The 14,624-nt window shown below is 39.1% G+C and carries 13 protein-coding genes; 7 read left to right on the forward strand and 6 right to left on the reverse strand.

The genetic code is table 11. The features are described 5' to 3' along the window. On the forward strand, positions 1-163 hold a 163-nt coding region (locus FCR2A7T_RS15370), incomplete at its 5' end, for an OmpA family protein (RefSeq protein WP_165551940.1). A gap of 574 nt (positions 164-737) precedes the next feature. Here the strand turns inward: FCR2A7T_RS15370 and FCR2A7T_RS09360 are convergent. Genes FCR2A7T_RS09360 through FCR2A7T_RS09370 form a run of 3 tightly spaced genes read right to left on the reverse strand, consistent with a single transcriptional unit; the run spans position 738 to position 5,550 of the window. Then, a complete protein-coding gene (locus FCR2A7T_RS09360) occupies positions 738-2,102 on the reverse strand; it encodes a DUF5689 domain-containing protein (RefSeq protein ID WP_023571038.1) in 1,365 nt (454 codons plus the stop codon). A 6-nt stretch (positions 2,103-2,108) separates the two neighbouring features. Beyond that, positions 2,109-2,741, reverse strand: coding sequence for a hypothetical protein (locus FCR2A7T_RS09365; RefSeq protein WP_023571039.1), 633 nt, complete (start codon positions 2,739-2,741; stop codon positions 2,109-2,111). A gap of 10 nt (positions 2,742-2,751) precedes the next feature. Beyond that, the gene (locus FCR2A7T_RS09370; RefSeq protein ID WP_035118169.1) at positions 2,752-5,550 is read right to left on the reverse strand and encodes a TonB-dependent receptor; all 2,799 of its coding nucleotides are present in this window, start codon (positions 5,548-5,550) and stop codon (positions 2,752-2,754) included. A gap of 418 nt (positions 5,551-5,968) precedes the next feature. Between FCR2A7T_RS09370 and FCR2A7T_RS09375 the strand changes: the two genes are divergently transcribed. The 3 genes from FCR2A7T_RS09375 (at position 5,969) to amaB (ending at position 9,355) form a co-directional block, all read left to right on the forward strand. Next, entirely contained in the window at positions 5,969-7,069 is a 1,101-nt protein-coding gene (locus FCR2A7T_RS09375) for an endonuclease/exonuclease/phosphatase family protein (RefSeq protein ID WP_023571041.1), read from the forward strand. Positions 7,070-7,138: 69 nt separating this feature from the next. Continuing rightward, entirely contained in the window at positions 7,139-7,675 is a 537-nt protein-coding gene (locus tag FCR2A7T_RS09380; RefSeq protein WP_023571042.1) for a 3-hydroxyanthranilate 3,4-dioxygenase, read from the forward strand. Positions 7,676-7,804: 129 nt separating this feature from the next. Continuing rightward, positions 7,805-9,355 (forward strand): L-piperidine-6-carboxylate dehydrogenase, encoded by a 1,551-nt coding sequence (amaB, locus tag FCR2A7T_RS09385; RefSeq protein ID WP_023571044.1) that lies wholly within the window; start codon positions 7,805-7,807, stop codon positions 9,353-9,355. A 75-nt stretch (positions 9,356-9,430) separates the two neighbouring features. Here amaB and FCR2A7T_RS09390 read toward each other — a convergent pair whose 3' ends face one another. Genes FCR2A7T_RS09390 through FCR2A7T_RS09400 form a run of 3 tightly spaced genes read right to left on the reverse strand, consistent with a single transcriptional unit; the run spans position 9,431 to position 11,357 of the window. Then, a complete protein-coding gene (locus tag FCR2A7T_RS09390; RefSeq protein WP_023571045.1) occupies positions 9,431-10,003 on the reverse strand; it encodes a PhnA domain-containing protein in 573 nt (190 codons plus the stop codon). Between the two features lie 48 nt (positions 10,004-10,051). Beyond that, a complete protein-coding gene (locus FCR2A7T_RS09395) occupies positions 10,052-10,600 on the reverse strand; it encodes a DUF3575 domain-containing protein (protein ID WP_023571046.1) in 549 nt (182 codons plus the stop codon). Between the two features lie 28 nt (positions 10,601-10,628). After that, complete coding sequence (locus tag FCR2A7T_RS09400) at positions 10,629-11,357, reverse strand: metallophosphoesterase family protein (protein WP_023571047.1); 729 nt, start codon at positions 11,355-11,357, stop codon at positions 10,629-10,631. A gap of 176 nt (positions 11,358-11,533) precedes the next feature. Between FCR2A7T_RS09400 and FCR2A7T_RS09405 the strand changes: the two genes are divergently transcribed. From FCR2A7T_RS09405 to FCR2A7T_RS09415, 3 genes are all read left to right on the forward strand, one after another. Continuing rightward, positions 11,534-11,743, forward strand: a complete 210-nt coding sequence (locus tag FCR2A7T_RS09405) for a hypothetical protein (protein WP_023571049.1) — start codon at positions 11,534-11,536, stop codon at positions 11,741-11,743. Between the two features lie 527 nt (positions 11,744-12,270). Continuing rightward, positions 12,271-13,845, forward strand: coding sequence for a tetratricopeptide repeat-containing sensor histidine kinase (locus tag FCR2A7T_RS09410; RefSeq protein WP_158634625.1), 1,575 nt, complete (start codon positions 12,271-12,273; stop codon positions 13,843-13,845). A 33-nt stretch (positions 13,846-13,878) separates the two neighbouring features. Then, complete coding sequence (locus tag FCR2A7T_RS09415; RefSeq protein ID WP_023571051.1) at positions 13,879-14,541, forward strand: response regulator; 663 nt, start codon at positions 13,879-13,881, stop codon at positions 14,539-14,541. Positions 14,542-14,624: the final 83 nt, after the last annotated feature.

Below are 14,624 nucleotides of genomic sequence, written 5' to 3' on the forward strand. Positions count from 1 at the left end.
TGCCAAAGCAACGGTGCAGTATGTAATCTCGAAAGGGATTGCCAAGGACCGCATCGAAGGAAAAGGCTACGGAGAGAGCGAACCGAAAGTACAGTGTGATAAGTGTACGACTGAGGAACATGCTAAAAACAGACGTTCAGAGTTCATGATTGTGAAGAAATAAACAATCGGAAAGAACATATTTAAAACAAAAAGCGCTCCGTTATGGGGCGCTTTTTTTATGCTTTTAACGATCTTAATAAAAACGCTTCAGTCTAAGAACAAAGGGTTAGGTTCTCTCACAAAGAACTGTTGGATTTGATTCAGAATTCAACAGGTTAAAACATTCCGATTTCACCTCTTTAAATTCGTAAAAGGAGAAGCTGTTTTTGTATTTACGGGAAGAATTAGAATTCATTTTGAGAAGCATTTGGTTTTAAATTTGAATCCTAAATCTTTGCATGGTGTTTTTTTGTTGTTTTCTTCTAATTTAAGGAGGTTTTATGATGGAATTATGGATTTAGTTGTGAATTCGTTTTTCTTTGTTTTAAATTGAATTATGGCTTGTGGTTTGGATTCGTTTACAGGTAGAAAAGAGATTGTGCCCATGTTTAATTAAAATTCCGATAGTTTTTGATGTTAGGTATTTTCTTTTAAGCTAATGCTTTAAATGGTTTTGGATTCTCTTTTACAGTTGCGTTTATCCCATAAAAAAACCACCCTTAAAAGAGTGGTTTTTTATTAAATCAGCAGAGAGACTACTGAAATCTGATATTGTCAATCTGAATACCTGGACGTGTTTCGGCATTTGTGGTAGACGTAGCAGCCACATCGTATGCAAAAATGATATGTCCCTGACCAGTCACGCCTGTGAAGGTGTGAACTCCTGAACTTGTGAAAGAAGATGCCCATCCTGTACCGGTGTGGTTAGAATAAGTGAAACTACTTGTAATATCTACAAGGTTTGCCGTTGGATTGGCTTGGTCAAAACTTGTTGAATAGTACACTTTCATGATAGGAGTAGTCGTTTGCGACATGTATCCGTATAAGGTTTGGAACGAAACTTTAGTAAAACTATTGAAGTCGTAAGGCATTACAAGGAAAATTTTTGTAGCACCAGAGCTGGATCCTTTTCTAGCCTGTAAGTATTTATTACTGTTGAATGAACCTACAAACCAATCATTGGTTCCCAGAACTTTTATATTGTAATAGTTAGGGAATGTAGCAGTATTCGTCGCATACGATTCGAAGGTTTCAATAACCGGATGCAATCTCGGGTTGTCCAGTTTCACATCGTTAAGCGTGCGAATCATGAATTGGTACCCACTGTTGTATTTGGTAAGTACCCCTCTGATTTTACCGTTGCCAGATGGAATGATTGCGCTCTTGAACGTAGCAAATTCACTTACACGAACATCGATTGTTGTTCCGTCTTCATCAGTAATGCTGTGGTTTGTTGCGCCTCCGATGTTATTAACACTTGGATCAAAGTATTTTTTGCCAGAAGACAAGTCGGAAAACTGAACATTATCAAACTCTATAAGTTTGTTAATATTTGCGTCGTTCTTTGCTTGTGCAACCGTCATGTGGTTTACTAAAAGGTCTTCGTCAATTTTTTGATCGTCACAACCTCTGGCGATGATTTTTTCAAATTCAACACCTGATAAACGGCCAATTTGGTTGCCATTGTATAGATTTCCTAATTCAACAGAAGCGGTTTGTGTTCTGAAGTTGTAATACAAACTGTCTAAACGAACAAAAACTTTTCTTCCTGGTTCGAATTTTGTATACAGGTTGTAGCTGTCTACCGGAATGGTAAACCCTTTTTGACCGTCTACTGAAACCAAAGAAAGGGATTTGTAGAAGTTTCCGCCTTCGTCGCTTGAGGTAACATACGCTTCAATAACGCCTACTTGTGTCTGATTGCCTTCTGCATCACGAGGATCGGCATAAAGTTGCGGATTATTATTAAGAGCAGCTCCAGAAATTTCAGCTACTTGTTTCGTTACTTCTAAGGTTGTACATTTCTCAGATAAATCCGGAGAGTTGTAATCATCACCATTAACACATCCTGCTAAAAGAGCAGAAACAAATGCGATTGAGTAAATGCTTATTTTTTTCATAAAATACTAATTTTCGTTGTAAATGAAGAAGTCATCAACCTGGTAAGCACCGTCAAGTGTTAAATCTGTACCAGAACCGGTGAATTTAAATGCGATGTGAACGTTGCCAGTGTAAGCTGAAAGATCGATAGTCGAAATTTTGAATTCATACCAAGGATCGCTTTTTACCGGAATATTAGCCTGTAAAGGTGTCCAAGTGGCCGCTGTAACATTTGTTCCGTCGTAATCCGTTGAAATTAAAACCTGCAATGAATTGTTAGGCGAATCTACATCCAAATGGTGTTGTGCCACTTTAAAGGTCAATTTTTCGTTTGGATAGTCATCCATACTAATCGCAGGCGACACTAACCAAACTTTGTTCACGGCAGCTCCCGAACCGAAAGCACTAAATTCCGCATATCCGTTTGTTACACCATTGCTTGTGAATGTTTTTTCTCTCCAAAGCCATGTTCCCGCTTCAGCAAAATTGGTCCATCCCGCAAGGTCAAGATTGGTATTGTTGGTAACCGTTTGAAAATCTTCTCTAAAGAAAGGATCTCTTACAGTTGGAATGTCATAATCGTCTTCCTTTACACAAGAGGTGAATAAACCTGCTGTTAAAGACAGGATGAAAATTGGTTTTATCAATATATTTTTCATAGTCTTATGATTAGAAGTTAATGTATAAGTTCACAAAATAGGTTCTTCCGTATCCGTAGAAATATTTAGAACCAAAAGCTGGTGTTCCGTTAACCTGATCTTGCTGTAAAGCGGTATAGGACGCTTTACGGGATTGTTCGAAACCTCCTGTTTTATATTCAACATCCAATACGTTGTTTACAGAAGCGAAGAAACCAATTGTACTTCTTGTTTTGCTGTTAATCATCCATGATTTTCCACCGGTAAGGTTCAATAAAGTGAAGGCGTCAAATTTTTCTTGCTTAAGCACTTTTCTAACGTTTTCTTCACTAGCGCCAGGATAAGATACACCTGTTGATTCGTCAATTGTAAAATTATTTGTTCTTAATATATTAGAAACATCCAAATAATTATCTGCTAAATGATTTACGTTAGCGCCAACCCACCAAAATTTAGGATCACGATATTCCAAACCGAATGAATAGGCTTGTTGTGGCATGCCCGCCTGTCTGTATCCTTTTAGATAAGTAGTGCCAAAATCTGTTAACGGATTTGTATTGGTAGCACTTGCTTGTGCATCATCGTTTACTGTTAAATGAGGATTGTTTGAGTAAATGTATTGTCCGTAAGAAGCCGCTCCAGTGACTTTAATTGTTGATGTAATTTGATATTCAACACCTAATTCAGCGCCAATATTCTTTTTGTCAATACCCGTCACGATTTCAGTGATAAAAGAATCTTCGTTACCACTTCCAACACTGGCTTCGTCAAAAAGATCTTCTGCATAGAAGAAGGATATGTCTGTAGAATTTTGAATTTTGGACATAAATCCTGTTAAACGTGCTTTAACTTTTGGTGTTCTTAATACATAACTTGCATCGGCACTGAAAATTCTTTCGCTGTCCAAATCCGGAGTAATATTGTTGTTGATTCTCGCATTAGAGAAGGTGTTTCTCATTGTTGGCGCTTTGGTCATGTACACTCCGTTGAAAGTCAACAAGTGATTTCCGGTAATTTTATAGGTTAAACCTCCTTTGAAACCAAAGTTTTCGAAAACCATTTTTGCACTTTCTCCATACGAGTTGTTTGCATAAATTCCGTTGCGGAATAATCCTTCTCTTTGGTATTGGGTACGGGAGAATGATTGTGCCAAATAGAAATCCGCTTTCTTGTAGTTGAATTTGAATTGTGTGAATCCATCAAAAACAATAGCGTTCAGGTTGTAGTTGTATCCGTAAGTATCGCCTTCTCCAACTTGTCTGTTTGGATTGTTTAAGTCGGATTGTGAAGCGTTTCCGTCATAGAATGGATCGATATCGTTAAAGAATTTACCACCCATTAAGTCCAATAGGTTTTGGAAGTTGTGTGATTTTAATTTTTTAAACGTTGCTCCTGCATTAAGGTTGATGTTGTCTGTCAATTCAGAAGTTAAGATTGAATTGGCAGTGATTTGTTTGTCATCGGTACGGTCTTCGTAAAGAACATAAGCACTGTTGCCGGATACTGTAGATTGATTGGCAACATACATGGCTGTCCAGTCAATTTGGCTGTGGTTTAAGAAATAGTCTTTTGCATTAGCCGCTCCCACATAATCGGGTTGCCAAACGTTTCCGTTGTGGTAATTTAAATAATAACTTGGTAAGTTTCTGTAGTAAGTAGGATCAGGGTTGTTTGCCAATTGGTAATCCAATCTTGAGTTTCCAACAGAACCTGACTGATACGCAACATTCGTATTCAAGGTGTTTTTAGTGTTGATTTTCCAGTAATGGCTCAACATCATGATTGGCTCCTGAATGTCTTTGTCTCTTGAGTTTCTTTTCTTTCCGTCTTGCCATCCCCAGTACGAGTTGTATTTAACGCCCATAAGATCGTTAACTTCTTTGGTGTTAGGGGAAGTTTTTCCACGGCTGTTTTCGGCGTAGATCGATGTAAAGTTCAAACTGTGTTTGTCGTTGAATTTCTTTTCAACACTTGCAAAAAGGGAGTTCGCACTGTAGTCGGTTCCTTCGAAGTAGCCTTCTTCTGCCCATCTTCTGGAAGCCGAAACCACGAATGCCCATCCTTTTTTATTCATTCCGGAAGCATGGGTTCCCATGGCTCTCCAGCTGTAATTTGTATTGGTTCCCGAGAAAGAAACTCTGTTTCCTGGTCGGTAAAAAGAAGCTCTGGTATTGATTTCTTGCGTTCCTAAAATCCCTCCGAAAGTATAATCGGATGGAGTGGAACCCATAGTGAATTCCTGATTACGGGTAGCGTCGTTTAATCCGCCCCAGTTACTCCATTGTGGTCTTCCGTCATACAGTTTGTTCATAACGATACCGTTAATCATGGTGGTACCGTATTCATTATCCAAACCTCGGATTCTGAAACGGGACTGACCCCAGTTGAATGCGGCAGCTTGTTGGTACGTGTCACGGGAAGCCTGTAAAAGTCCCGAAGTACTTTCCGAACCGCTGTTGTCGTCACCCAAATCGTTTTCGGTGATGGTTACTAACGATAACTGCTGCTCTGAAGTAATGTCTTCTTCCAAAACAACAACTCCAAGATCAAGAGTTTCTCCTTTTTTAATTTCAATTGCAAAAGTTTGCGAAGTGTAACCGCTGCTGCTGATTTGCAGTGATTGATTACCTCCGGGTAGGGCAGCAAAAGCAAATTCCCCCAATGCATTGGTTAATGCCGATTGGTTCGTGCTTTCAATGGTTGCTACAACATTTCGTAATGGTTTCTGAGTTTTTGAATCCACAACTTTACCTTTCAGGGAAGGATTTTGTTGTGCCCAGGCAAAAACGACTTGCATTACAAGTAAAGTACAAATTACAAGTTTTTTCATAAATAAAATTAAAGTTAATCCTCTGTTTATTAAAGAATAAGAGACAAAGGGGCGCAAATTTACATGATTTAAAACAACAAACAATGCTCTGACCTCATATTTTTACAAAACTTAATCATAACTTAAACATAAAATTGTATGAACGTAGAAAATTTAATGTGTCCTAAAAAATTAAAACGTTGAAAATCAAATATATAAAATTTTTTTAAATTCGAATTCTCTCACAGTTTTTCTGATATTAATTTATTAACTAAATAAAAGTAAACATTTTAGCATTATTATTTTACATTTGTTGCCCCAAATCAAAAATGGGTTGTTTTTTTCCATTTTGGTCTGGTATTTGTGTAATTGAAATCTAACAAGCCCTCTACGGCTGTTAAACCTAACTGGATTAGTAATAAAAAGGATAATTTTACTTATGAAAAATAGAATCGTAATTTTATTTGTATTGTTTTTTTCAATGACGTCACTAATGGCGCAGCAGAAAAAATTTGTTGTGCATACTGTAGCGTTTTACAATTTTGAAAACCTGTTTGACACCATCAACGGTCCTAACTTTGATGAAGAGTGGCTTCCGGATGGTGCACAAAACTGGACCGGCAAGAAGTACAAGAAGAAACTTGACAATTTAAGCCGTGTTTTGGCCGAATTGGGCACCAGCGATGTACAAAAAGAATCTCCTGTTTTAATCGGCGGGTGTGAAATCGAAAACCGTGGGGTGTTGGAAGATTTGGTGAAACATCCTACCCTGGTTAATAAAGGATACGGAATCATTCATTTCGATTCTCCGGACAAGCGTGGTATCGATGTGGCTTTGTTGTACAAGAAAAAACATTTTCAACCGTTGAGCTACAAAAACATTCCTCTGATTATTTATGAAGGAGTGGGGGACAAAAAAGATAAAAAAGATGCCGACGAAGACAAAGAAGAAAACGTAAACGTTGATAAAACAACCAAACGTATCTATACCCGCGATCAGTTATTGGTTACCGGATTGCTAGACGGTGAAGAAGTTAATATTATCGTAAACCACTGGCCATCGCGTTCCGGAGGTGAAAAGAAAAGTAGCCCGAATCGTGAGGCAGCCGGAAGATTAAACCGAAAAATTATCGATTCGTTATACGCCATCAATCCTAATGCGAAGATTATTTCCATGGGAGATTTGAACGACGGCAGTTTCAACAAAAGTGTTAAAGAAGGTGTTGGAGCTAAAGGAAAAAGAGCCGATGTGAAACCTTTGGGTATTTACAACCCGATGCAGCAAATGGCGGAAGAAGGAATCGGAACACTGGCGTATAGAGATGCCTGGGATTTGTTTGATATCATCATGGTGTCGGAACCGTTAATCCGCAACGATTACTCCTCTTGGAGATATTGGAAAGCGGGCGTGTACAACAAACCGTTCCTAGTTCAGAAATCCGGACAGTACAAAGGCTATCCGTTACGAAATTCGAATGGCGAAGTTGGCTTTAGTGACCACTTCCCGGTATACATCTATCTGATAAAAGAAGGAAAATAAAAATAATAAGGTCGGCGAAAGTCGGCCTTTTTTATTTTCGTAAATTAGCCATGCTAAAAAAATACAATTATGGGTATTTCAAAACCATTCAACCTCAATCAGTGGATTGACGAAAACCGTCATCTGCTGAAACCACCGGTAGGCAATAAAAATGTATATGTGGACTCCGAAGATTATATCGTCATGATCGTCGCCGGACCCAATGCCCGGAAAGATTATCATTACAACGAAACCGAAGAGTTGTTTTACCAGCTGGAAGGTACTATTAAAGTGGTTATTCAGGAAAACGGTGAACGTAAAGAAATGGAAATGAAAGCCGGAGACATGTACCTGCATCCCGCGCGTGTGCCGCATTCGCCGGTGCGTAGCGAAGGCTCTATCGGTTTGGTCATCGAGCGAAAAAGAGCCGGGAAAGGGTATACTGACGGCCTGCTTTGGCATTGCGACAACTGCAATCATAAATTGTACGAAGTGTATTTTGAATTGCACGACATTGAAAAGGATTTTCTGCCGCATTTCCGGCACTTTTACAATTCGAAGGACTTGCGTACTTGTTCCCAGTGCGGCACCGTAATGGACACCGATCCGCGATTTGTGGCAAAATAGGCGTATTGTACTTTTTAAATCGTAACCATCTAATTTTCTTTATGTTAGATTTAACTATTGAAGCTGTTATGGATTTAACAAAAAACAGTAACTTTGCAAAAATTTTAAAAACAGACTTAAACTAAAATAATGGCAACAACAGCAGTAGACCAATTTGGTATTCAGGAAGCCTTACAACAATTAGGCTTAAAAGAAATAAATGAAGGAACTTCTACAGGTTCCAACTGGTTTTCCAACGGAAAAATTATCGAGTCGTATTCACCGGCTACAGGCGAATTGATCGGAAAAGTAAAATCTTCTACAAAAGAAGATTACGAAACCGCAATGAGCGCAGCAGAAGAAGCCTTCAAAACATGGCGTTTGGTTCCGGCTCCAAAACGTGGCGAAATTGTTCGTCAAATGGGTGAGGAACTTAGAAAACATAAAGAAGCTTTAGGTAAATTGGTTTCCTTTGAAATGGGGAAATCGTACCAAGAAGGTTTAGGAGAAGTGCAGGAAATGATCGACATCTGTGATTTCGCAGTAGGTTTGTCCCGTCAGTTACACGGTTTAACGATGCACTCGGAGCGTCCAATGCACAGAATGTACGAGCAATGGCATCCGTTTGGCGTAGTAGGAATCATTTCTGCGTTCAACTTCCCGGTAGCGGTTTGGTCATGGAACTCAATGTTGGCTTGGATTTGTGGAGACGTTTGTATCTGGAAACCAAGTTCAAAAACACCTTTGTGTGGGGTTGCGTGTCAAAACATCATCCAAACGGTATTGGAAAGAAATAATCTTCCGGAAGGCATCAGCTGTTTAGTAGTGGGTAACGAATCAGGAGATTTAATCAATAACGACAAACGTATTCCATTGGTATCGTTTACAGGTTCTACACGAATCGGTCGTCACGTATCACAGGTTGTTGCTTCTCGTTTCGGAAACACTATCCTTGAGTTGGGTGGAAACAACGCCATCATCGTTTCAGAACATTCTGATCTTTCCATGGTATTGGTAGGAGCAGTGTTCGGAGCAGTAGGTACAGCTGGACAACGTTGTACGTCTACGCGTCGTTTAATCGTTCACGAAAGTGTGTACGACAAAACCTTAGAAGTATTAAAGGGCGCTTACGGACAGTTGAAAATCGGAAATCCATTAGACGAAACCAACCACGTTGGACCGCTAATCGATAAAGGTGCTGTTCAGGATTACTTAAATGCTATCGCAAAAGCGAAAGCTGAAGGCGGACGCGTAATCGTTGAAGGCGGTGTTTTAGAAGGCGAAGGCTACGAAAGCGGCTGTTACGTGAAACCATGTATCATTGAAGCGAAAAACGAATTCGAAATCGTACAACACGAAACATTTGCTCCGGTATTGTATGTGATGAAATACAGCACAATCGAGGAAGCAATTGCATTGCAAAACGGTGTGCCTCAAGGATTATCTTCATCAATTTTCACGAACAACATGAGAGAAATGGAATTGTTCCTTTCTGCAGCAGGATCCGATTGTGGTATCGCGAACGTAAACATCGGAACTTCCGGTGCGGAAATTGGTGGTGCTTTTGGTGGTGAAAAAGAAACCGGTGGAGGCCGTGAGTCAGGATCCGATGCTTGGAAAGCCTACATGAGAAGACAAACCAATACGATTAACTACGGAACAGCGCTTCCGTTAGCACAAGGAATCAAATTTGATTTTTAATCTAATTAAACCATATAAAAAAAAACCCGTTCCGAAATCATCAGAACGGGTTTTTTTATTTATCAGAAGTTAAACTTACTTAGTTTTCTTCACATACTGTGTAAGGATCACAATATGCTGTCCTTCCACGCGGCCTTCAATCTGTTCGGCATTGTCCCAAACCAGTTTGATGTTGTGCACTGCGGCACCACGTTTAGCGGTGAAATTAGCGCCTTTTACGTCCAAATCTTTAATTAAGACTACAGAATCCCCATCTAACAAAATATTGCCGTTAGAATCCTTGTGCACGATTTTGCCTTCGTCGTCGTCACCTTCTCCTGTTGCTTTTGCCCATTCCAAGGCTTCTTCATCCAGATACATCATTTCTAACAGGTCGTTTTTCTTTAAACGGGTCAGCATCCGCCAGGAAACAATCTGTACCGGTAAATGCTCGCTCCACATGCTGTCGGAAAGACAGTGCCAATGGTTCGGATCGGTAGTTTCCGGGTTTTCAATCTGACCCACGCAGGTTTTACAGGCTAAAATACTGTCGTTTAAGGTGTCTTTCGAATCCGGCGGAATATTGTATACCACTAAATCGTGCGGGTTGCCACACAATTCGCATTTGGAATCACTTCGGTCTTTTAGTTTTTTTTCAATTACGCTCATAATAATGTGTTTGGTGTTTATAAAAAATTATTGTGTTTTGGTGTTTATTTAAAATCGATAACCGAGGCTCAATCCGGCGTTTAGTTCCACCGCCCAGAAACGGTCGTTCACGTCTTCACTGAAATTGCGGTTAATGTTGGCATAAGGAGCGAATGCAAAATGATCGTTCCACACCCATTTGTAACCCATACCCACGCCTAAAATAAAACTGTCCAGGTCGGTTTTTTTAATATAATCGAGTTGCGTTACCTCGTCGGTCTTTTTTTCTTCGAAATCCCCAAAGCGGTATTTCAGCATGGGGGAAATGTAATACCCGCTGCTGTTCGCGCTGAAATAAAAATTGGCGTTCACAGCCACACTGTTGGTGTTGAATTTGTACCCGTCTTTTTTGATTTCCGGCCAATACGAGTAGCGATCGTTGATAAAAAGTTCGCCTCCTATGGAAAAGCCGTCTTCGATGAAATGTTCATACCCCACTTCAACCGACTGAATTACAAGGGTGTTGAAGAAGTTCATCTTTACCTCGTTTTTCTTTTGTGCGTGAACAGAAAACAGTCCGACAAACAACATTCCGAACAGTAAGCATTTATTTTTCATGGCTTCAAATTTTTTGTAAAGATACGGATTAGTTGCGACCCCGCTCCTCCGGATACAATTCCGGTAACGGTTTACTTTGCCAGAACTCTTTGGTATCCACATCCATAATGGTCAGTCGGCCTTTGAAGGCGGCACCGGTGTCGACATTCCAAACATTGGCGCGGTTTACCGGAACCGAATACCCAATGCGGGTTACAGGAGTGTGTCCGATAAAAATCTCGTCGTACAACGCCATGCGTTTCGGGTAGAAAAGATCCTTTCGCGATAAAGTTTTGTCCATGGATAAAGCGGCTTCCCATAAAGTACGGTCCCAACAGAACATGCCTTTAAAATATTCGTATTCCACCCCTTTCAGGTTGGTAAATCCGGCGTGTACAAACAAACGGTTCTGTTCGTCCAGATGATAGTCGTTCAAACGTGACAAAAATTCGATATGCGCTGCAATTTTGTCGGCTTCAACGTTTTGGTAGACTTCCACGGTCGACTGTCCGCCGTGCAAACGCCATTCGTCGTTGTCTTCCCCGTCGGACAACCATCGCAGTACCATTTCCTCATGATTCCCGCGAATAAAAAGACAATTGTGGGTTTTGTCCAATTCAATCAAATGATCAATAACGTAAGGCGTGTCGTTCCAGCCGTCTACAAAATCTCCTAAAAAAATGAGTTTGTCGTTCGGAGTCACTTTGGCCCGGTCCAAAACCTGTACTAAGGCTTTCAGTCCGCCGTGTATGTCCCCGATTACTAAGGTTCTGCTCATGAGTTGCGCTTAATTTTAGTCAAATGTCCAAAAAACAATTGGGATTATCAAACCTATCGGAAACGAATTCCGGAATTAACATTTTTTGATAAAAACCCGCAAGAGAACAATTGGCCGGGGAGATAGTTTTGCCCTGAATCTAAACCACTTCAACTAACTAAACCCACCATAAAAAAATGAAAACAATTGCTACATTATTCGCTGTTTTTCTAGTGCTTCTTTTACTTGCATCGTGTTCCAACGACGACATGCAACCGCCACAACCGCCATTGCCAAACGTTGTTCTTGAGAATACCGCAACCGATGCGATGATGCAAAGGGATTCGATTTCTAAAGAGGAGGATATTGATCCGCCAAAATTACCGACTCCTCCGATTAAAACTTAATAAATCAAATTATCTTTTTATAAAGTAGTTTAGTATTTTTGACAATATTTTACTTACAAATGAATTTTATAAGAAAAATCTTCTTAGTTATTTTATTGCTGTTAGTTTCAAATAGTTGTGTCAAAAGAGAAAGTAAATTGGCTACTAACTCTAAATTGGCAGCAATAGATAGTTTATTTCATAACATTGCTGTTGAAAAGAATAACAGACATAAAGTAGTATATCTTAAAGAGTTAAAAGATAAAATAGATTTTTTAAAATATGATACTTTGGTTAGAAAACGCTATGTAGATCTAGCGTTGCTATATTTTCAGTTAAATAGTTTAAATTCTTTTAAAAAAACATCTGAAAAAATTGAGAAGAAGGCGACTTTGAGTAGAGATACATTAGGAATAATCCAGTCGAAATGTTTTCTAGCAACGTATTACGTGACAAAATTTAAAAATGATAGTGCTTATTACTATTATTCAAAAGCTGAAAAGCTTTCTAAAAATTTTAAGGATAAACCCTTTCTTGGTTCAATATTGATGAACAAAGCAGAACTGTTAACTTACCAAAAAGATTTTACAGGTGCTGAAACATTGGCCACACAAGCACTTAGGATTGGGAGTGAGAAAAAAGACAATTCTTTGGTTTATAATTGTTATTTGATTTTAGGAAAATCATTGAAAGGATTAAATAATGATGAAACGGCTTTAGATTATTATTTAAAAGCGCTAAAGAAAACAGATGAATTGAAAGGTGACTATCAATTTTTATCTCTGAAGGCTCAAATGTATAACTATATCGCTCTATTAAAATTAAAACAAAGAGATTATAATGCTTCTATATATTTTGCGAATCAAGGATTATCATTAGATGATTTTAAAAAATCTCAACCGACAATTTACTGTTATTTGAAAAATTCATTGGCTTATTCGCAGTTTAAGCTTGGAGACAATAAAAGCTACTCTGTTTTTGAAGAAACATTGAATTTAGGGAATGATTTGAAAAATTTTCAGATTCAATTAAATTCTAAGTATAATCTTTCAGAATATTATTTATTCAAAAAAGATACTCTAAAAGCTATGCAGTATGGTACTAGTGTTTTAGCATTAGCCCATACCAACAACGTTTTCGAAGACGAACTCAAAGCGTTGGAATTGCTGGCAAAAATTGATCCGACCAACGGTGCCAATTATAATCAGCGCTATATTACGCTCAACGACAGTCTGCAAAACGTAGAGCGTGCCACGCGTAATAAATTCGCCCGAATCGAGTTTGAAACCGACGAAATCACGAATCAGAAAAATTTAGCCGAAGCCGAAAAGGATAAAATATCAGCACAACGCTGGATGATTCTTGGTTTCAGTTTGTTTTTTATCGTTTCGCTTTTATTGTTGTATGTTTCCCGTTTGCAGCGTTCCAAAAGCAGGGAGCTGCAATACCTTCAGAAACAACAGAAAGCCAGTGAGGAAATCTACCGTTTGATGTTAGACCAGCAGCAAAAAATTGAAGAAGGGAAGCAAATCGAAAAACGTCGCATTTCCAAAGAATTACACGACGGTATTATGGGCAAGCTCACCGCCATCCGTCTAAATCTCTTTGTTTTGGGTAAAAAAACCGATCCCGAAACCATCACCCGATGTCTGGAACATGTAGCCGAAATTCAGAACATCGAAAAAGAAATCCGGAAAATATCCCACGACCTGAACCAAAATCTCTTTACCGATGTGTCTGATTTTACGTTGATGGTCAATAATTTGGTCGACAATATTAAAGAACATTCCGAGATTCGTTTTAAAATCGTTGCCGACGAGAAAATCGACTGGAACAAGATAAACAGCTTAGTGAAAATGCAGGTGTACCGTATCCTCCAAGAAGCTTTGCAAAACATCGAAAAATACGCTCAAGCCAAAAATGTCGTAATCAGCATACTTGAGAAAGAGGAAAAGTTGAGTGTTACGATAACCGATGACGGCATCGGATTTGAAGTCAATTCGGCGAAAAACGGTATCGGACACAAAAATATGCGCGAACGGGCTGCCGAAATCAACGGAGAATTCACGATTTCTTCAATTGTAGGAAAAGGAACAAAAATTAATTTGATAATTCCAACATAGTTTTATACTTTCACGCGAAAATATAACACGAAAATGCCTGTTAAAATTCTTTTTGTAGATGACCATCCTTCCCAAATCCTTGGTTATAAAACCATTCTAGCCTACAATAACCGAAATCTCGAGCTTGAGTCGACCGAATGCTACAATTGCAAAGACGCTTTTTCCATACTAACAGACATGGTCAACCCGCCGGATTTCGACTTAGTTTTTTTAGACCGCAGCATGCCGGCGTTTGAAGAGCAAGGTATCTTTTCCGGAGAAGATTTGGCTGTTTTATGGAGAAAGAAATTTCCGGAAACTAAAATTGTCATTCTCACTTCGCATGCCGAATCCTTTATTATTTATGATGTTGTAAAGAAAGTTCACCCGGCAGGATTGTTAATCAAAAGCGATTTCAGTGCCGATGAATTATTGCAGGCATTCGATTTAATTATGGATGACGAAACGTATCACAGCGAAACCGTGCGCAAAGCCATTAAAGAATTACTGTCCCGTGAGGATTATCTGGACAGTATTAACCGGCAAATTATCATGCTCATTTCCCAAGGGTTTAAAACCAAGACCATTGCGGGGGAAATCAATCTGACCGAAAGTGCCGTAGAAAAGCGAAAAGCCAAGATAAAGGACTATTTCTGTATTGACAAAGGCAATGATGAAGACATTATCCGGGAAGCTAGAAAGCTGGGATTTATTTGATTTTAACATTAATTGCGGAAAAACCACAACACCGTCTTTTTTCATGAGATTACTTTTACCACATCAAATTACTGCAGAAAAAT

The sequence above is a fragment of the Flavobacterium cauense R2A-7 genome (assembly GCF_000498475.1).
Taxonomy (GTDB): domain Bacteria; phylum Bacteroidota; class Bacteroidia; order Flavobacteriales; family Flavobacteriaceae; genus Flavobacterium; species Flavobacterium cauense.